This is a genomic window from Kordiimonas pumila (assembly GCF_015240255.1).
Lineage (GTDB): Bacteria > Pseudomonadota > Alphaproteobacteria > Sphingomonadales > Kordiimonadaceae > Kordiimonas > Kordiimonas pumila.
Window position 1 is genome coordinate 1,555,712 of sequence record NZ_CP061205.1, and the last position, 18,772, is coordinate 1,574,483.

16 protein-coding genes are annotated in these 18,772 nt (G+C 50.3%); 12 read left to right on the plus strand and 4 right to left on the minus strand.

Going from position 1 to position 18,772, the window contains the following annotated elements:
* The first annotated feature begins 90 nt into the window (after positions 1 to 90).
* The 12 genes from ICL80_RS06680 to ICL80_RS06735 are packed head-to-tail and all read left to right on the plus strand — an operon-like array spanning position 91 to position 12,948.
* Entirely contained in the window at positions 91 to 1,185 is a 1,095-nt protein-coding gene (locus ICL80_RS06680; protein WP_194215317.1) for a PepSY-associated TM helix domain-containing protein, read from the plus strand.
* The gene (locus ICL80_RS06685; protein ID WP_194215318.1) at positions 1,178 to 2,008 is read left to right on the plus strand and encodes an alpha/beta hydrolase; all 831 of its coding nucleotides are present in this window, start codon (positions 1,178 to 1,180) and stop codon (positions 2,006 to 2,008) included. The genes ICL80_RS06680 and ICL80_RS06685 overlap by 8 nt, the downstream gene beginning before the upstream one ends.
* A gap of 17 nt (positions 2,009 to 2,025) precedes the next feature.
* Positions 2,026 to 3,111, plus strand: a complete 1,086-nt coding sequence (locus ICL80_RS06690) for a C45 family autoproteolytic acyltransferase/hydolase (RefSeq protein WP_194215319.1) — start codon at positions 2,026 to 2,028, stop codon at positions 3,109 to 3,111.
* Between the two features lie 11 nt (positions 3,112 to 3,122).
* Complete coding sequence (locus ICL80_RS06695) at positions 3,123 to 4,724, plus strand: ABC transporter substrate-binding protein (RefSeq protein ID WP_194215320.1); 1,602 nt, start codon at positions 3,123 to 3,125, stop codon at positions 4,722 to 4,724.
* Between the two features lie 12 nt (positions 4,725 to 4,736).
* The gene (locus ICL80_RS06700) at positions 4,737 to 5,678 is read left to right on the plus strand and encodes an ABC transporter permease (RefSeq protein ID WP_194215321.1); all 942 of its coding nucleotides are present in this window, start codon (positions 4,737 to 4,739) and stop codon (positions 5,676 to 5,678) included.
* A complete protein-coding gene (locus ICL80_RS06705) occupies positions 5,675 to 6,508 on the plus strand; it encodes an ABC transporter permease (RefSeq protein WP_194215322.1) in 834 nt (277 codons plus the stop codon). Before ICL80_RS06700 ends, ICL80_RS06705 begins: the two co-directional genes overlap by 4 nt.
* Positions 6,505 to 8,340 carry a dipeptide ABC transporter ATP-binding protein gene (locus ICL80_RS06710; protein ID WP_228073840.1) on the plus strand — a complete coding sequence of 612 codons (1,836 nt, stop codon included), beginning with the start codon at positions 6,505 to 6,507 and terminating at the stop codon, positions 8,338 to 8,340. Before ICL80_RS06705 ends, ICL80_RS06710 begins: the two co-directional genes overlap by 4 nt.
* Positions 8,333 to 8,992, plus strand: coding sequence for an RraA family protein (locus ICL80_RS06715; protein ID WP_194215323.1), 660 nt, complete (start codon positions 8,333 to 8,335; stop codon positions 8,990 to 8,992). The genes ICL80_RS06710 and ICL80_RS06715 overlap by 8 nt, the downstream gene beginning before the upstream one ends.
* Before the next feature lie 37 nt (positions 8,993 to 9,029).
* Positions 9,030 to 9,845 (plus strand): carbon-nitrogen hydrolase family protein, encoded by an 816-nt coding sequence (locus tag ICL80_RS06720; protein WP_194215324.1) that lies wholly within the window; start codon positions 9,030 to 9,032, stop codon positions 9,843 to 9,845.
* Positions 9,846 to 9,859: 14 nt separating this feature from the next.
* Positions 9,860 to 10,600 carry an HpcH/HpaI aldolase family protein gene (locus ICL80_RS06725; protein ID WP_194215325.1) on the plus strand — a complete coding sequence of 247 codons (741 nt, stop codon included), beginning with the start codon at positions 9,860 to 9,862 and terminating at the stop codon, positions 10,598 to 10,600.
* A 52-nt stretch (positions 10,601 to 10,652) separates the two neighbouring features.
* Positions 10,653 to 12,419, plus strand: a complete 1,767-nt coding sequence (locus tag ICL80_RS06730; protein ID WP_194215326.1) for a CocE/NonD family hydrolase — start codon at positions 10,653 to 10,655, stop codon at positions 12,417 to 12,419.
* 46 nt (positions 12,420 to 12,465) lie between these two features.
* Positions 12,466 to 12,948, plus strand: a complete 483-nt coding sequence (locus ICL80_RS06735) for an Lrp/AsnC family transcriptional regulator (protein WP_194215327.1) — start codon at positions 12,466 to 12,468, stop codon at positions 12,946 to 12,948.
* 81 nt (positions 12,949 to 13,029) lie between these two features.
* Here ICL80_RS06735 and ICL80_RS06740 read toward each other — a convergent pair whose 3' ends face one another.
* The 4 genes from ICL80_RS06740 to ICL80_RS06755 form a co-directional block, all read right to left on the minus strand.
* Positions 13,030 to 14,421, minus strand: a complete 1,392-nt coding sequence (locus ICL80_RS06740) for an aminotransferase (RefSeq protein ID WP_194215328.1) — start codon at positions 14,419 to 14,421, stop codon at positions 13,030 to 13,032.
* A complete protein-coding gene (locus ICL80_RS06745; RefSeq protein WP_194215329.1) occupies positions 14,418 to 15,908 on the minus strand; it encodes an NAD-dependent succinate-semialdehyde dehydrogenase in 1,491 nt (496 codons plus the stop codon). Before ICL80_RS06745 ends, ICL80_RS06740 begins: the two co-directional genes overlap by 4 nt.
* Positions 15,909 to 16,110: 202 nt before the next feature.
* Positions 16,111 to 17,286, minus strand: coding sequence for an iron-containing alcohol dehydrogenase (locus ICL80_RS06750; RefSeq protein WP_194215330.1), 1,176 nt, complete (start codon positions 17,284 to 17,286; stop codon positions 16,111 to 16,113).
* Positions 17,287 to 17,297: 11 nt separating this feature from the next.
* Positions 17,298 to 18,686: an aldehyde dehydrogenase family protein gene (locus ICL80_RS06755; protein ID WP_228073873.1), complete on the minus strand. Its 1,389-nt coding sequence runs from the start codon at positions 18,684 to 18,686 to the stop codon at positions 17,298 to 17,300.
* Positions 18,687 to 18,772: the final 86 nt, after the last annotated feature.

Here is an 18,772-nt window from a genome sequence, read left to right on the forward strand (position 1 = left end):
AAAATAAAGGTTTGTGACTTTCACGTTTCTACTATTTTTAAAAAAACTTGGATCATGTGCTTGGTTGCGATGTTTCGGTAAGAGGCAGGGATGCAAAAGAAGGTATTTACAGTACATAAGTGGGTGGGGCTTTCTGCGGCAGCATTTCTTTTATTGCAGGCTGTTACTGGCTTGGCCCTCGTTTACCGTGCTGATATTTTGCATATGGCTGGCGCTGGTATTTCTGTTGCAGAAGTACCAGTTCTGGAAAGTGAAGAGCGCGCTTTAGAAACCACCATCGATTTGATAGCAAATCAATACCCCAAGTGGTCTGTTCGGCGGATCGATTTTCCCGCAAGTCCTGGTGCCCCCTATGTTGGTAGAATGATCACAGATACAGGTGCCGCAGGGTTTCTCATGGTGCGCCCTGAACTAGGCACTGTGTCCGAACAAAATTTTGCAGACCGGGCTTTGCAATTTGTGTTCGATCTTCATGTTGATTTGTTGGCGGGGCAGGCGGGCGCTTATTTTATTGGCATTATGGGTATAATACTGGTTGTTGGTATTGTGACGGGTATTATCATTGCGTGGCCAGGCTTTAAGCGATTAAAGCGATCCTTAAAAGTTACATTTAAAAATACAACGCGCACACTCTTTGAACTGCACCGCAGTGCGGGCATGGTGTCTCTGGTTGTTATTTTCTTGTTGGCGTTCACTGGCATATTTTTGATTTTTGGATCGAAGATAAAACCTTTTCTAGGGGTGACATCACCGAAAGCCATTGCTGTGCAAGAAGGGGAAGTCGCGCTTCCTAATGCTCAATTGCTCAAGCTTGCAAAAGAGGCAATACCGTTTGCCAAAGTGCGAAATGTTCGTTTTACGTCAGGTGCCGTATTAAACCGGGTGGTTTTTTATCATAGCACCCTCGGCGCAACCGCGCCAGCTTCGCAGGTTTGGATTAACCCTGTGACAGGTGCAGTCACCGCACAGAAGCAGGCGTCAGACATGAGCTTTGTTGAAGCGTTCTTTGCGTGGATGTACCCACTTCATGTTGATTTTGCATTGGGTCGCTTTGGTCAGTTGTTAAGCTTTTTGGGTGGTTTGGTGATTACGCTTTTAACAATCACTGGCCCGATTTTATGGTGGCGTCGGTATCAAATTAGGAAGCCCAAAGTGCACCGCGCAAAAGGAGCTGGCAATGCTTAATGTTTATGAAAAGGGCGCAACTGCTTATGTCGCATCAAGGTATGATCAGCGCTTTGGGTATTATCTTTATGTGCCTGAGGCTTTTAGCTTTGACTGTGCAGCAGACTATCAGCTTATTGTTGTTATTCATGGTTCAAACCGGACGCCTCAAACCTACCGCGACCTGTTCAAGGATTTTGCAACCGCACATAAGTGTATTGTTTTAACGCCGCTTTTCCCAGCGGGCATTTATGAAGACGGTACCGAGGCGAATTATAAGTTTCTTCGTTCGGGTGGTCTCAATTTTGATACCATTTTGCTTGAAATGGTGAAGGAAGTACGCGGGCGCTACATGCTTCCAGATGTGCCGTTCTATATGCATGGTTTTTCTGGTGGCGGTCACTTTGCTCACAGGTTTTTCTATTTCCACCCACAGGCCCTGAAGGCTGTTTCAATTGGCGCGCCGGGCATGGTGACTTTACTGGACGCAAGTCAGAACTGGCACTGCGGTGTGAAAGACTTTGAAGGCCGCTTTGGTCAAGCACTTGATTATGAATCGATGCGCGGTGTTGCGGTCCACATGGTTGTTGGCGCAGATGATACCGAGACATGGGAAATCACTATTGAAGAAGATGACCCCCTCTGGATGCCGGGTGTAAACGATGCAGGCCGTACGAGGTTAGAGCGGCTAGCCGCGCTTAGGCACAGTTACGAGGCACAAGGCGTGTCGGTACAGTACAGCCTTGTAACGGGTGTGGGACACGACGGGTTTAAGCTTCTTGAGCCAGTAAAAGCCTTCTTCGCCAGCATTTTAAAACAATCTCAATCACATAATAGACAGTAACAGTGGATAATATTTCTATGACAACGCCTTTCCCTTTAATTGATGTATCTGGTTCACCGTTTGAATGCGGTGAGCAGCATGGTCGGCTTGCTGGCGAGCGCATTGTTCGTGGGCTTCAATTATATCAGGCAGATTTTGAGCGCCGGGGCATCTCGTGGGCAGATGCGCTGCTGGCTGCAAAACATTATGAGCCTGTTATTGCTGCATATTCAGATGATCTATGGCAGGAAATACGCGGTATCGCGGCGGGTAGTGAGCAGCCAACAGAAGCGATCCTGCTGCTAAATGCCCGTACAGAATTGGCGTTCTCGAAAAAAGATACAGCCTCCTTGGATGTTGATGGCTGTACTGCTATTTTGGCCCTGCCTGAGGCAACGGCGGCAGGTAATCTGTTGCACGGCCAAAGCTGGGATTGGCGCCCAGACTGTGCGCACACCTCTATCGTTTTGCGTATTACACCTAAAACTGGCCCGCGCATGCTATTGTTTTGCGAGGCTGGGCAATTGGCGCGCCACGGTATGAACAGTGCAGGCTTGGCACTTACCGCAAATGGTTTACAAAGTAATCATGATACCACCAGCAACGGTATTCCAACACCTTTTACGCGCCGTAAAATGTTCACACAGGATAATTATTCGGCAGCGATTGGTATTTTGCTTAATAGTAAACGGTCTTTTTCCCATAATATTATAATCAGCCACCGGGAAGGTGAGGCTATCTGCCTTGAAACGACACCAAAATCAGCTTTCTGGATTGAGCCGCAAAAAGGCATTTTGAGCCATGCTAACCATTTCAAGCACCCAACAGCGCTGTTATCTGTTGAAGATTTAAGCTTGGCCCGGCACCCGGAATCATTGCACCGCGATGGCCGTGCCCGACGCCAGCTTGAGGCGGCTAATGGCAAGATAACCGCAGAGACTTTTAAAACCATTCTTGCGGACAAATTTGACAGCCCTAATGCAATATGTCGCACACCTGCTTACCGGGCAGACGGCGCTTATTCATGCACTGTCGCAAACTTGATCATGGATACGACAGCCGGCAAAATGTGGCTTGCGCCCGCTCCTTACGACGGGGCTGTTTATACAGAGTATAGCCTGTAATGATTTTACCTGTGCCAAATATATCTTTGTTTTCCCTAAGGCGAGGTCAGGGGCTTTTGTTTCTTGCCTTTGTGACTTTACTGTTGGGATCATTGCCAGTTGGTGCATGGGCACCCAGTGAAGCAGATGAGCTGAAGGTTGTTTTGCAGGGTGATATTAAAGGTACAAACCCCGGTGTAACCCGCGACGGTAATACTGACACTGTTATACATCATATTGCGGAATCGCTGGTTGCCTACAGATCTGATTTATCGGTTGCCCCTATGCTTGCTAAAAGCATTCAGGTTTCAGACGATATGACACGATTTACCTTTACCTTGCGGGGCGGGGTGAAATTTCATAACGGATCCGTTATGACGTCGAAAGAAGTGAAATGGAGCTGGGACCGCATGTTAGACCCGGCAACACGCTGGCGGTGCAGGCACTGGTATGACGGCAGCAATGTGCAAAGCAGCAAAATAGAAGAAATCACAACACCAGACCCGCAAACTATTGTCTTTCAGCTTGAAAAACCAAGCTCTGTTTTTCTCGATCGAATGGCTAATGTGCAGTGTATTACAGCCATTTTACACCCGGATTCTGTAAGCGCTGATGGAACGTGGATAGAGCCTATTGCAACCGGGCCTTATAAGTTTGAGGAATGGAAACGCGGTGAATATGTGCTGCTGACTAAATTTGATGAATATTCAGCACGCACGGAACCGCGGGATGGTTATGCTGGCCGCCGTGAAGCTCTTGTTCCCCGTATAAGGTTTATGGTGGTGGGTGAAATGGCGATTGGTGTTGCCAGTATTCTCTCGGGCAATATTGATATTTTACCGCTTTTACCGCTGCATTTGGTGCCTGACTTTAAAAGAAGGCCAGATGTTAAAATTCAGGGTAAAAACCTTCTTTCCTGGTCTGTACTTTTGATGCAGTCAAACGATGAAACCCTGAAGGATGTTCGCATTAGGAAGGCGATAGCCCACGCTATCAATATTGATCAGGTCGCGGCTATTTCTACATTTGGTAATGCGCAGGCAAACCCTTCTGCTATACCCCTTGATAGTCCCTTTCATACCCCTGTTCATAAGACATGGTACGAATATAGCCCGGCAAAGGCAAAGGCGCTGCTGAAAGAGGCGGGCTATCACGGCCAAGCGCTAACGATCAAAACTAACCGCAAAATTCCGTACATGTTTGAAAATGCCATTGCAATTCAAGCAATGCTAACAGCGGTTGGCATAAATGCTCCACTCGAGGTGGTAGACTGGGCAACCCAGCTTAGTGATTTTTTCAGTGGAAATTTTCAGCTTTCGGCATTTGGGTATTCTGGCCGTACACATCCTGCATTGAACTATGACAGCTTTCTCGGGCTTAAGGACGACAAGCCAAATATGCAGTGGGATAATCATGCCATGCTGGAACTGCTGCAAAAGGCAGAGCAGGAGCCCCTTGTTGAGCGCCAAAAACAGCTATTTGAGCAAATCCATCTCGCCATGTACGACGAGGTCCCCATCATCGGGCTTTTCAACGAATACGGTGCCGACGTAACCCGCACGAACATCCAAGGGTACGAACCATGGGTTATGGGGCGGCCCCGTTTATGGGGTGTGCGGAAAGAGGAGCGCTAACAGGCGATTGTTATGTTTAGTTATACACTTAAAAAAATAATCATGACGATACCGACGCTGTTCATTCTTGCGCTCCTTATTTTCATGTTGATGCGGTCTGTCCCCGGTGATCCTGCCGTTCTTATTGTGGGCGACCTTGCAGACCCTGCGGTACTGGCACAAGTGCGGTTGGAACTTGGTTTGGATAAACCCGCTTATGTGCAGTTTTGGCTATGGCTTAGCCGCGCCCTTGGGGGCGATCTTGGGGTTTCGCTTATTACCGGCGAGGATATTTTAACGGGGCTTCTATCGCGGTTTACTGTTACGGCTCAGGTGGTTCTTGTTGCAATCCTCTTTTCTGCGTCGATTGCAATTCCTGCAGGTATGGTAGCGGCGTGGCGGCAAAATAGGCCGACAGATTTCTCCATCGTGTTTTTGATGAATGTATTTTTGTCTATTCCGGGTTTTTGGATGGCCCTGATGTTCATCTTTTTGTTTGGGGTTTATCTTAACTGGTTACCTACTATTGGCTATGTATCGCTTGCCGAGGACTTCAGCGGCGGTATGAAATATCTACTGATGCCGGTTTTGTCTCTGGTGTTTCTGGAGGTTGCTACCCTTACACGGATGATGCGTGCCAGTTCTATTGAAGTTCTGCGTCAGGAATATGTGACGCACGCCCGTGCAAAAGGTCTTAGTGAAGGTGTGGTGCTGAGGCGGCATGTGTTTAAAAATGCTTTTGCACCCACACTTACAATGCTGGGCTTAACGCTTGGCTCGCTCCTTGGCGGCGCAGCGGTTATTGAAACTGTCTTCACATTACCGGGTTTGGGGCGTTTCCTTGTCGAGGCGATATACGCTCGCGACTATGCTGTTGTGCAGGGTGTGTTGATATTTGTGGCAGGGGTTTACGTGCTTGTAAACTTGTGTGTGGACCTGCTGTATCCAGTACTTGATCCAAGGGTAAGACTATGACGAGTAGCCGTCCATGGTACCTGCGCCGTGTAAACGGAGCAGTAGGCCTTTTCCTTATTAGTGTTGCGTTTATTCTGGCGGTGATGGCACAGATTTATACGCCCTACAGCCCTATTGCGTTAGATTTTGAGGCATATCTAGCGGCCCCTTCTGCTGATCACTGGTTTGGTACTGATCAGTTTGGCCGCGATGTTTTTAGCCGTCTTATGTCGGCCTCGTGGGTTAGTTTAAGTGTAAGTTTTTATGTTGTTGCTTTTGCTATGCTGCTTGGTGTGCCCATTGGTGCGCTGGCAGGGTATTGCGGTAACTGGGTTGACCGGGTGGTTATGTCTGTAACGGATGCGTTTATGGCGCTTCCCAGTTTGCTTCTTGCGCTTGCTATCATGAGCGCGATCGGCCCGGGTAAATGGGGTGTGGTTCTGGCACTGGGTCTTGCTTATACACCGAGTGTAATCAGGGTTGTGCGGGGGTCTGTCCTTTCTATCCGGGAAAAAGAGTATGTCGATGCCTCGCGGGTTATGGGCAATAGCGAGCTTTACACAGTTATTCGGCACGTTATTCCTAACTGCGTTGGTCCCCTTATTGTGCTGGGTACCGTTTTTTTTGCGCTCTCCATTCTATCAGAAAGTGCGCTTAGCTTTTTGGGTTTAGGCGTGCCGCCACCATACCCAAGCTGGGGCGGCATGCTTTCTGATGCGCGCATATATTTTTCGATCGCGCCGTGGCTTGTTATTTTCCCCGGCCTTGCCATCACTGTAACGCTACTGGGGATTAACCTGTTCGGCGATGCCCTAAGAGATCGCTACGACCCGAGGATGTCAGGGCTATGACAGATGTGATGACAGCACCAGATACCATAGCCAAAGAAACCGCAGAACCGCTCTTGCGCTTTGAGGGCTTGAGTATTCGCTTTGGTAGTGCAGACTACGGTGTATCCGTAGTGAAGGGCTTTTCTGCGAGCCTGCATGCAGGTAAGATTCTGGCATTAGTCGGCGAATCCGGTAGCGGTAAAACCATGGTCTCCAGAGCTGTGCTGAGATTACTGCCCCCTGGCGGGCACATATCTGGTGGGCGTATTCTGTTTAAGGGCAAAGACCTGGCTGCTCTTTCAGCCCGCGAGATGCAAGACGTTAGAGGTGTCAGCATAGGCATGGTTTTCCAAGAGCCAATGACTTCCCTCAACCCTACTTTAACGGTTGGGTTTCAAATGGCAGAGGCCCTGAAATGGCACTTTAACCTGCCCGACGGGGAATGCCGCGAACGATCTATTGCTATGCTGAAGCGGGTGCGGATTACCGACCCTGAAACCTGCCTTGCAAAATTTCCGCATGAGTTTTCGGGCGGCATGCGCCAGCGTATTCTGCTTGCAAGTGTTTTGCTGATGAAACCTGCGGTGCTGATTGCAGATGAACCGACAACTGCTCTTGATGTTCTCGCACAAAAGCAGGTGATGGATATTATGTGCGAAATTGTGCACGAACTGGGTGTTGCTGTGCTGTTGATTACCCATGATCTGGGCCTCGTTGCGCAGTATGCAGATCAGGTTGCTGTTATAAAAAAAGGCGATCTGATAGAAATGGGGTCTATCAGCGACACTTTGCTAGCCCCCAAGCATGCTTATACACAGTCACTAATGGGCGCTCTGCCTGTTCGCTACACTGATATAAAAGCCGAAGTGAAAACACCGCCGCTTTGCGAAATAAAAGGGGTGTCTGTTGCTTATAGGGGGCGGCGTCAGTGGCCGTGGCAAGCACAGCCTGTGCATAAAGTACTGCATGATGTCAGCCTTGATTTGCGGCAAGGCGAAACCTTTGTTGTCGTGGGCGAGTCTGGTTCGGGCAAAACAACATTGGCCCGAACAATGCTGGGTTTGATCAGGCCTGATTCTGGTTCTGTTATCTATAATGGAACCGATATTGGGACATTAGATAAAAGTGCTTTTCTGGTGCTTCGTCAGAAAATGCAAATGGTATTTCAGGATCCATATTCTGCACTTGATCCCCGGATGTTTGTTGGGGCAACCATTGCCGAAGGCCTGCGTCATGAAAGCAACATGACGAGAGCCAAGGTTAGGGCTGCCACACTTGATATTCTGCGCGAGGTTGGCCTTGATGAAAGCTATTATGACAGGTTCCCTCACGAGCTTTCAGGGGGGCAGCGGCAGCGGGTGAACATTGCACGGGCACTTGTTTCGCAGCCTGATTTTGTTGTTGCTGATGAGCCTGTTTCGGCACTGGATATAACTGTGCAGGAAGAGATTTTAGAGCTGTTCAAGGCCTTGCAGCAGCGCCACAAGTTTGCGTGTCTTTTTATTACACATGACCTGAGTGTAGCAGAGCAAGTCGGCGATAGAATTGCCGTTATGTATCAGGGCAAACTGGTAGAAGCCGGTACACGTGATCAGGTTTTTGATGACCCGCGTCATCCCTATACATGTGCGCTTCTTGAAGCGGCACCCAGGCTTGTGAAGTCTAGAGGCGACAGCTACGAGCTTATATCCCTTAAAGAACAAAACCCAAGGCCCCCAGAGGGCTTTATGTTTGGCGGTTGGCACCCTGAATTGGCAGTGACCAGAAGCGTGGGAGAAGCAACGTTACACGATGTGGGAGCTGGGCATTTGGTTGCGTTTCAGGCTTTGTCAGAAAAGGAAAGAAATGTTTGATGTTCATAAAATGCCCGAGCAAATTTCCCCTAGTTTGGTGGAACTTTTGCAGCAAGTTGAAACAGCCACTGTTGGTCATTTCCTGCACACAGGATTTATAGACCGCGATATTCGGGCAGTATTGCCAGAAGCGCGGGTTGCAGGAACGGCTGTAACAGTTCGCATACCGCATGCAGACTCAACAGCCTTGCATTATTTACTGAAAACCGTACGCCCGGGCGATTTTGTTGTTGTGGAGCGTTGCGGCGATAGCCGGCATGCCTGCTGGGGCGGGGTTGTTACCCATGCCATGAAACGTGCGGGCATTGTGGGCGCGGTTATTGATGGGCCTGCAACAGATTTTGCAGAAATACGCTCTCTTGGGTTGCCAGTGTGGTGCAGGGGGCCTTCATCTATCACAACAAAACTGCTTGGGCTCGACGGTGCCATTAATGTGCCGGTTACTGTGGGCGGGCAAATTGTTCATCCTGGTGACGCTATTTTGGCCGATGAAAGCGGCGTTATCGCTCTCTCGAAAGCCGATGCAATAATGGTTGCTAATACGGCGCTCGATATGCAGCAGCGTGAAATTGAGGTGCTGGCCCGTTTATACGGCGGTGAATGCCTGCCTGATATTACCGGTGCGACCCAGATGGTCGAAAAATCTGCCTGAAACCTGTTTGAATATTTTAGAATATGTAGGAAAAAAAATGAAAGTTTGCCTAATACAAATGAACTCTCGCGATAGCCTCGTTGAAAATCTGCAACAGGCAGAAAACGCAGTGCGTTCAGCCGTTGCAGATACACACGCAAGGCTGGTTGTTTTGCCAGAGCTGTTTACATATCTTGGTGGCACAAAGGAAGGTAAACGCGAGGCTGGGCAGGTTTTCCCTGAAAGTGGTGCGTATCGGCTTTTACAGTCGCTTGCCAAAGAGTATGGTGTTTATCTGCACGGCGGAAGCATGATCGAACGGGACGGCGACCGGCTTTACAATACAACAGTTGTGTTTGACCCCAAGGGCAGCGAAATTGCCAAATACCGGAAAATTCACCTGTTTGATGTTGTGGCACCTGACGGCGCTGTCTTCCGGGAATCCGATGTGTTTGGGCGCGGTGAAAATATTGTCACTTACAAGGTAGATGATCATATAGTTGGCTGCAGTATTTGCTACGATTTGCGTTTCCCTGAACTTTATGCCGAATTAAGCAAGGCTGGCGCCGACATTATTATTGCCCCGGCAGCCTTTACGCTTATGACAGGCAAAGATCACTGGGAAATATTGTGCCGGTCGCGCGCAATGGAGACCCAAACCTATGTACTGGCAACAAATCAAGTGGGCACATACTCTGAAAATGGTGAACCACGGGCTTCTTATGGTCATTCAATGGTGGTTGACCCGTGGGGCACAGTGTTGGCCCGCGCACAGGCGAGAACAGGCCATATTGTTGCCTCACTAGACTTTGATTACTTGAATAAAGTGCGAGCAGACATCCCTGTTCAGCGGCACCATGTTTTGGGCCAGTAGAAAGGGATATCAAAATGCATAGTAAATTTAAGAATTTTGCTTTCTGGCTCTCAACGCCTAACCCGATGATGGTGGAAGCTGCACACGATAAAGGGCTAACACGGCTAGTGCTGGATCTTGAGCACGGGGCGTTTGACCAGTCCCAGTTGAATATGTTTATTCCTTTTTGCAAAGCGCTTGGCTTTGAAATTTGCGCCAAGGTTTTGGCACCAGAAGCCATGGCAATCCAGCAGGCGCTGGATTTTGGCGCGGACGCTGTAATTATTCCCCATGTGGAGGGCGTTGATCATGCCCGTGAAGTAACGGCACATGCAAAATATCCCCCGCTTGGTAACCGTAGTTATGCAGCGGGGCGCATAGTGCGCTATGATGCTTTGCCTGCGGGTTTTTTTCAAAACGAAAATAACCGGGTTAAATGTTACCCAATGGTTGAATCTTCTGCGGCACTCACTGATGTGGAAGCAATTTTGGCTTTGCCAACAGTGGACGGCCTTTTTGTTGGCCCGTCAGACCTTGCGCTTTCAAGGGGCCGGTCAACTTACTGTTTTGACGGTGACGACAGGACAGACATTAAACGTATCGCAGTAGCGGCGGAAAAATTTAAAAAACCATGGATAATGCCAGCATGGACGCAAGCGGAAAGGCAGTTTTCTCTTGAAAACAACGCGGCCTGGCTTGTTGCTTTAAATGAATTTGGTGTTGCTATGGCCGGACTTGGTGCGGGGCTTACACAAATAGAAAATAACCATTTATAGCGTACGCGGTGTGTCGTTTTGTTATGGTATGAAAGAGGTAAGGGATTTTGAAATGCAAAGACTGATCTTTAAAGTATTAATGTTTGCCGCACTTGTGGCTCCGGCGTATCTGCACGGCGCATATGCTGCTGACCCCATTCACTTTGGGAATAAATCCGTGATCCCGGAATATAATGTAATGGTACCCATGCGGGACGGCGTACGCCTTTCAACGGATATTTACAGGCCAGCAAAACCCGGTAAATACCCCGTTATTTTAACGCGAGATACCTATGATAATGGATCGCGTGATCAGGATATTGCAGAAGGCTATACATGGGCAGAACGAGGCTATGTTTTTATCCACCAGGACGTGCGCGGCCGTTATGATTCTGACGGCGGTCAGCATTACCCTTATAAATATGAAGCTGAAGATGGCTATGATACGCAGGTTTGGGCAGGTGAACAGCCTTGGTCAAACGGTAAAGTTGGCATGATGGGGGGGTCATACCTTGCATCTGTACAGTGGTTAAGCGCACCGCTGCGGGCGCCTTCCCTCACAGCCCTTGCACCGCGCATGACACCCTATAATTATTATCAGGATGTGGCTTACACCGGGGGGGCATTCCAGCTTTCATCTCGCATTGGTTGGGCGGCGCTTATTAGTGGCCGCACAAACCAGATTCGCCATTATGACTGGGATGAAAAGCTTTTACATTTACCGCTGAAAACCCTTGATAAAGCGATTGGTCACGACCTGCCTCATTTCCGCGATTGGCTGGCACATCCGTCTCATGATGAGTACTGGATGGAATATAATGTAGAGGCTCAGGCCGACCAGATTGATGTTCCGGCCTATAATATTGCGGGCTGGTATGATGTTTTCTTACGCGGCAACCTTACAAGCTTTGCTGATATGGGTAAAAAAGCCCGCAGCGAGAAAAACCGGCATGCTCAAAAGCTCATTATTGGGCCGTGGCCGCACACAGCAGCCCCGTCAGCCAAATTAGGTGAATTAGACTTTACAGACGCGGCTGTTGTTAGCTTTGACGATATACATATCAAATGGTTCGACTACTGGCTGAAGGGCACAGAAAACGGCGTACTAAATGAGGCACCCGTACGCCTGTTTGTGATGGGCGAAAATAAGTGGCGTGATGAGCAGGAATGGCCGCTCGCCCGCACGCAGTACACAAAATATTATTTTAACAGCAAAGGCAGCGCTAACAGTGCGCAAGGTAACGGCACGCTAAGTACAGAAAAGCCTGAAGCCAAAAAAGGTCATGACCAGTTTGTATATGACCCGAATAACCCAGTACCTACTCTGGGCGGCAACCTGATGTTTAAAACAACACCTGCGGGGCCATATGACCAAGCTGCCCTTGAAGAGCGTAAAGACATTCTTGTCTATACGACAGGGCCACTGGAGGCTGATACAGAGGTGACAGGGCCAATAGAGGTTACGTTATATGCGGCGTCTTCTGCGCTCGATACAGACTTTACAGCAAAGCTTGTTGATGTGCATCCAGACGGCAAAGCCTATAATTTGGCTGATGGTATTATCAGGGCGCGCCACCGGGAATCTTTCAAGTCTGAAAAGCTGCTCACACCGGGTAAAGTGTATGAATATACAATTGACCTTTGGGCAACAAGCAACCTGTTTAAAAAGGGGCACAAGATACGGGTGGATATTTCCAGCAGTAATTTCCCGCGCTTTGACCGTAACCCAAATACCGGGCATAAATTTGCTGAGGATGCAGAAATACAGACCGCAGAACAAACGATCTACCACACGGCCGAATATCCATCATATATAACTTTGCCGATAATACCGAGGTAGGGTAAAGATGTGTGCTTGTGATGCTTTTGATAAATAGGTGCCTGTGATGACACATAAACTTGACCGCTTTGATGTGGCTATACTCGAGGCTTTGCAGCGAGATGGCCGCATGACGCGTGTCAAACTGTCTGAAGTTGTGGGGCTTTCCCCTACACCGTGTCACGAACGCGTCAAGCGCCTTGAAAAAGATAAATACATTAAAAGCTACCACGCACAGGTTGATATTAACCGCTTCATGAAAATCTCCCTTGTGTATGTTACCATCACACTGGGGAGCCACAGGGCGAGTGACTTTACGATATTTGAACGTAATATAAAGCAGTATCCTGAGGTGCTCGAGTGCCACGCACTTGGTGGGGGCATTGACTATATTCTAAAGGTTATTGCTCATAATATTACGGACTATCAGAACTTTATGGAAGGTTTGCTTGAAAGCAATATTGGCATTAACCAGTATTTCACCCACTTTGTTACCAAGCCGGTTAAAGAATATGCTGGCTACCCTCTGTCTGATCTGATGATGAAATAACGAGGCTTAAGCCCTTGTGATAGCAAAAGGCCCGCTTTGTTAAGCGGGCCTTTCTTTATGACAGCAGTGTTTTCTATACCGTTAGGCCAATTTTACACCTTGCGCTGTTAGGGTGTCAGTAACTTCGTTTACTGCTTCTGCCACAGTTTTGATAATGTGATCGACATCCTCTTTTGTGGTAATCAGCGGCGGGGCAAACCCTAAAATATCGCCGTGTGGCATGGCGCGGGCAATAATGCCGCGTTTCAGGGTGGCAGCAGAAACTTGTGCCCCCACTTTAAGGGCTGCATCAAAGCGCTGTTTTTGGCTTCTGTCTTGAACAAACTCAAGTGCGCCCAGCATGCCTTGGCCGCGCACTTCACCAACAAGGGGGTGTTGGCTAAAGGCTTTTCTCAGTTCACTATTGAAGTAAGCGCCGGTGTCTTTGGCGTTTGCAACAATGTTATTGTCTTTCAAAACTTTCAGGTTGGCAAGGCCCGCTGCCGCACACAAAGGGTGCGCTGTGTATGTGTAGCCGTGGCTAAACGGGCCGTATTTCTCAGATCCCTGTTTCAGCACGTCCCATACTTTATCGCCGACAATAGAACCAGATAGCGGCAGGTATGCACTTGTCAGGCCTTTGGCTATTGTGATCAGGTCAGGTTTCATGCCGTAGAGGTGCGAACCAAAGTTTTCGCCCGTGCGCCCAAAGCCGCAAACCACTTCATCTGCGATCAGCAGAATATCATATTTGTTCAGAACGGCCTGTATTTCTGCCCAGTAATTTTCTGGCGGTGTAATAATGCCGCCTGTGCCCAGCATAGGCTCGCCGATAAAGGCTGCAACCGTGTCTGGCCCTTCTCTCAAAATCATTTCTTCAAGATCGCGCGCACATTTTTTTGAAAACTCGGCTTCTGTCATGCCGTCTTCTGCTTCAAAATAATAATGCGGGTTGGTTGTGTGCAATATGGGGCCACACGGCATATCAAAAGCAGTGTGGTAAAACGGCAGGCCTGTCATGCTGCCAGAGATAACAGTGGCCCCGTGATAGCCACGCAGGCGTGAGATAATTTTCTTCTTAGCCGGGCGGCCAAGGACATTATTATAGTACCATACAATCTTGGCCTGTGTTTCATTGGCATCAGACCCCGAAAGGCCATAAAATACCCGTGCCATGCCGGGGCCATACCACTTTAAAATTTCGTCTGAAAGCTTAATGGATGGCTCGCTGCCGTGGCCAGCATAGGCATGATAGTAAGCAAGTTCGCGTGCTTGCTCTGCAATCGCATCCGCTACAGCTTCATTGCCGTAGCCAATGTTGACGCAGTAAAGGCCTGAGAAGGCATCAATCAGCTCAATGCCGTCCGTGTCGTAAATACGGATACCTTTACCCTTTTTAATCACGCGTGAGGGCGTGTTACCTGCATCGTGGTCTGCAAGGTGTGCAAAGGGGTGGACCAGTGTTTTCCTGTCTAGGTCATTGATTGTTGTCATGCTGCATCTCCTGCAAATTCTGGTGCTAGGGTCGACATATTCCCAAGGCACATATATTTAATTTCAGTATATTCATCGAGGCCGTGCTTGCTGCCCTCACGGCCAAGGCCAGATTGCTTGAACCCGCCAAAAGGAGCAGGCGGGCCGGTAAAGGAAGGTGTGTTCACAGCAATCATGCCGTATTCCAGTTTTTCGCCCACATGCCACAGGGCGGCAATATCGCGGCCATATACATAGGCGGCAAGGCCGTAGGGGCTCGTGTTGGCATCCTTAATAACGTCTGTCAGGTTCGAATAGCGGCTTACAGGCAGAATAGGCCCAAATGTCTCGTCTGTGTGGATAAGCATATCGGGCGTAACATCTGTGAGTACGGTGGGTTCATAAAACAGGCTGCCAGCCTTTTGGCGTTTACCGCCACAGGTCAGCTTTGCTGTTTTTGCTAGGGCGTCAGCAACATGCTCTTCACACTTCAGTACGGCGTTTTCATGCATAAGCGGGCCAATATCAACCCCGTCTGCCATGCCGTTACCCACTTTAAGAGCTTTTACACGCTTGGTGATGCGTTCGCAAAAGTCGGTATAGAGTGTTTCAGGAATATAGCATTTGTTAACAGCAAGGCAGTCTTGCCCGGATGTCGCAAATTTGGCTGCCATGACACCCTCTACTATATCATCGAGCTTAGCGTCAGGCAGGGCGATGAACGGGGCATGGCCGCCAAGTTCCATTGATACTTTCTTCAGTGTATCCATGCTGCTTTTCGCCAGCATTTTACCAATATGTGTTGAGCCAGTAAAACTAAGGGCACGGACCCTGTCACTTTTTACCAGTTCACCAACAATAGGCTCAGGGTCGCCTGTAATCGTTTGAAAAACACCACCCGGAACACCAGCTTGCTGTGCCAGATATTGCAGCGCGATGGCTGAAAAAGGGGTTTCATTTGCTGGGCGTACAATCATACTGCAGCCAGCAGCAAGGGCAGCCCCTGCTTTCCGCGTGATCATGGCGGAAGGAAAGTTCCACGGGGTAATGGCAGCTGTAACGCCGATAGGCTGACGCATTGTTAAAAGTCGCGCCCCGTCTTTGTGCGAGGGTATTGTTTCGCCGTAATGGCGTTTGCCTTCTTCTGCAAACCAGTGCAAGAATGAAAGCGCATAATCGATCTCGCCGCGCGCTTCAAACAGTGGTTTGCCTTGCTCAAGGGTCATGATAACGGCGAGATCTTCCTTGTTCTCTGCCATTAGGCTTGCCCATTTATGCAAAATATCGCCGCGTTTGTAAGCGCCTAGCGCTTGCCAGCCATCAAGCGCACCCTCAGCGTGCGCGATAGCAGCAACAGTTTCCCGTGCGCCCATATTGGCAACAGTTCCCAGCACATCCCCTGTAGCTGGGTTGGTAATAGAAAAGCTAGTGCCAGCATGTTCAAGCTGCAAGACATCCAACAAAGCGTTGTTTTTGATGTGTGACAGGATTGCCTGTTTTTGCGTCATATCATTTTAACCATTAAACGAATTTAAGTTTGATCGATATGATAGCAATCGGCAGAAGTAGGATTTATCTGATTAGGGTGGAGTATTCCGAATAATTAACCTGCCAAAGGTGGGAAAAAAAAGAAAAGGCTCAGCTTTTAGTGTGCTGAGCCTTTAAGGCGCTGCATTTTTTGCAGGCGTATTATATGTCTATCTTTTAGCGTTATAGATTACCTAATATTGCCGATGAGTAGAGCTTTTGTACGGTATCTATGTTCAGGGGTTTTGGGTTACCGGCCATTGAGGGGTCGAGTGTTGCAGCGAGGGCGAGGTCTGGTATGTCTGCATCCTTGATGCCGAGAGATTTAGCATCGTGGGGTATGCCAAGGCTTTCGCGGAAGGCGAGCACCCAGTCGAGCACCTCATTGAAGCCATTTTGGCCGAGGTCGAGATAGGCGGCGAGCCGTTCCATCTTTGCAGCGATCAGGGGGCGGTTCTCCTGCATCACATAGGGTAGGAAGATCGCATTGGTCAGACCGTGATGGGCGTTGTAGACGGCACCAACCGGATGGCTGAGCGCATGTACAGCCCCTAACCCTTTCTGGAAGGCGGTAGCCCCCATGCTGGCCGCTGTCAGCATATGGGTGCGCGCTGTAACATTGGTGCCTTCTCTGTAGGCGACCGGCAACCAGTCTTTAATCAGGCGCATGCCCTCTAGCGCAATACCATCTGCCATCGGGTGATAGGACGGCGCACAGAAAGCCTCAAAACAGTGGGTGAAGGCATCAACCCCGGTCGCTGCCGTCAGGTGAGCGGGAAGCCCCACCGTCAGCACCGGATCACTGATCACCGCAACAGGCATCATCTTCGGGTGGAAGATGATCTTCTTCTCATGGGTGGCGGTGAAGGTAATGACCGAAGCCCTGCCTACCTCTGAACCGGTCCCCGCAGTGGTGGGAACCGCAATCACCGGTGCAATCCTGTTGGCATCCGCCCGTAGCCAGTTATCGCCGACATCCTCAAAGTCAGCAAGCGGCCGGCCCTGCCCCGCCAACAGCGCAATCGCTTTCCCGGCATCAAGCCCGCTCCCGCCGCCAAGTGCGATCACACCGTCATAGTCACCGTCCCTGTATAGGTCTGTGCCCTCGGTGATAGAGGCATCGGTCGGGTTGCTGGGCACATTGCTATATAGGCCAGCCTTCAGCCCAGCCTCTGTCAGCAGTTCCATAATCTGGGCCGTGAACGGCAGGCTGGCTGCACCCGTATCTGTTACCACCAGGGGGCGGCTCATACCGTGTTCTGTGCAGATCGCCGCAATCTCCTGAATGCGCCCTGCACCTAAATGCATGCGGGTTGGGTAGTTCCAGTTCGCCGTAAGGCTGGGGGATGATGGTACCATGGGATCTCTCTTTATGAACGGTCAATAATGTTGAAGGATTTGGCGCGGGTCAGAGCATCATAGCCATAGCGCGACAGCGTACAGCCCCGGCCAGAGTGTTTTACCCCGGCCCAGGCAAGTGCTGGCTCAAGCGCATCACAGCGGTTAAGATACACCGTCCCGGTATTTACCTGGTCAGCAAGGGCTAGCCCTGTGGCTGTGTCTTCCGTCCAGAGGCTGGCGGTCAAGCCGTACGGGCTGTCGTTGATACGGCTAATGGCTTCCCCGTCTGACTGTACCGCCATAATCCCGACACAAGGCCCAAAGGTCTCCTCGCGCATAAAGGCCATGGTGTGATCAACCTTCACTAGCACCTGCGGTGCCACATAGGCAGTGCCCGCTTTTGCTGCCGGGAACAGGTTTTCAGGGATCAATGCTTCAGCACCCGCCGCGCAGGCTGCCCCAATCTCGGCCCGTATCCGCTCTGCCGCCTGAACACTCACCACCGGCCCCAGCGTTGTTGCAGGGTCTTGCGGATCGCCAAGCCTGTAGGTTTGCACAAGCGCTGCATAGGCTGCGATAAACTGGTCATACACAGCCTCTGCCACATAAATGCGCTCAATCCCGCAGCAGGACTGGCCGCTGTTGAACAAGGCCCCGTCCACAAGGTTTGCGACCGCGTTATCAATATCAGCGTCCGCCCGTACATAGGCTGCGTCCTTGCCGCCAAGCTCAAGCCCCACAGGCAGGAACCGGCCAGCCGCCGCTTTCTCAACCGCGGTACCCCCGGCAACAGACCCGGTAAAGCCAACATAGTGGATCGAGGCGGTTTCAATAAGCTTCAGGGTCGTATCTGCACTCAGGTGTAAAGACTGGAACACCCCCTCCGGCACCCCGGCCGCCTTAAAGGCTTCTGCAAAATGCTCACCAATGGTCGGGGTTTGTGGTGATGGCTTCAGGATCACCGCATTGCCTGCCGCCAGTGCCGGGATAATACTGTTCACCGCTGTCAGATACGGATAGTTCCACGGTGTGATCGCCAGCACCGTACCGTGCGGTTGCCGGCGGATAAAATAGCGCCTGCCATCAGGGGCTGCTTCCTCGCGGTCAGCCAGCGCTTCTGCCGCCAGCGCCAGCATATGGCGCGCCCGGTAGGCCATGCCGTCAATCTCGCCCGCACTCTGGCTGATGGGCCGCCCCATATGCAGGGTAATCTCAGCGGCGAGCACGGCCTTGCGCTCCACCATAGAGGCAATAGCCGCTTCCAGCACCGCAACCCGGTCAGCAACAGGCACAGCGTGCCACAAGGTCTGTGCCCTTAGTGCCGCAGCGACAGCACTAAGGGCCGCATTCATATCAGCGAAGGGCCGTTCAATAACAATACGGCCATCAAGGGGGGAAACTGTTTTTACACTGTCCATCACATCTGTTCTCTTGGTTCTAGCCGGTGTTCGGCTTTAGGGGTGTTCCCCGCCGTTTCCCCTTCAGAAAGGCGGCGGGGTATAGG

Coding starts and splice junctions, on each gene's coding strand:
- ICL80_RS06680 (WP_194215317.1), top strand. CDS start 91: ATGCAAAAGAAGGTATTTACAGTACATAAGTGGGTGGGGCTTTCTGCG.
- ICL80_RS06685 (WP_194215318.1), top strand. CDS start 1,178: ATGCTTAATGTTTATGAAAAGGGCGCAACTGCTTATGTCGCATCAAGG.
- ICL80_RS06690 (WP_194215319.1), top strand. CDS start 2,026: ATGACAACGCCTTTCCCTTTAATTGATGTATCTGGTTCACCGTTTGAA.
- ICL80_RS06700 (WP_194215321.1), top strand. CDS start 4,737: ATGTTTAGTTATACACTTAAAAAAATAATCATGACGATACCGACGCTG.
- ICL80_RS06705 (WP_194215322.1), top strand. CDS start 5,675: ATGACGAGTAGCCGTCCATGGTACCTGCGCCGTGTAAACGGAGCAGTA.
- ICL80_RS06710 (WP_228073840.1), top strand. CDS start 6,505: ATGACAGATGTGATGACAGCACCAGATACCATAGCCAAAGAAACCGCA.
- ICL80_RS06715 (WP_194215323.1), top strand. CDS start 8,333: ATGTTTGATGTTCATAAAATGCCCGAGCAAATTTCCCCTAGTTTGGTG.
- ICL80_RS06720 (WP_194215324.1), top strand. CDS start 9,030: ATGAAAGTTTGCCTAATACAAATGAACTCTCGCGATAGCCTCGTTGAA.
- ICL80_RS06725 (WP_194215325.1), top strand. CDS start 9,860: ATGCATAGTAAATTTAAGAATTTTGCTTTCTGGCTCTCAACGCCTAAC.
- ICL80_RS06730 (WP_194215326.1), top strand. CDS start 10,653: ATGCAAAGACTGATCTTTAAAGTATTAATGTTTGCCGCACTTGTGGCT.
- ICL80_RS06735 (WP_194215327.1), top strand. CDS start 12,466: ATGACACATAAACTTGACCGCTTTGATGTGGCTATACTCGAGGCTTTG.
- ICL80_RS06740 (WP_194215328.1), bottom strand. CDS start 14,421: ATGACAACAATCAATGACCTAGACAGGAAAACACTGGTCCACCCCTTT.
- ICL80_RS06745 (WP_194215329.1), bottom strand. CDS start 15,908: ATGACGCAAAAACAGGCAATCCTGTCACACATCAAAAACAACGCTTTG.
- ICL80_RS06750 (WP_194215330.1), bottom strand. CDS start 17,286: ATGGTACCATCATCCCCCAGCCTTACGGCGAACTGGAACTACCCAACC.
- ICL80_RS06755 (WP_228073873.1), bottom strand. CDS start 18,686: ATGGACAGTGTAAAAACAGTTTCCCCCCTTGATGGCCGTATTGTTATT.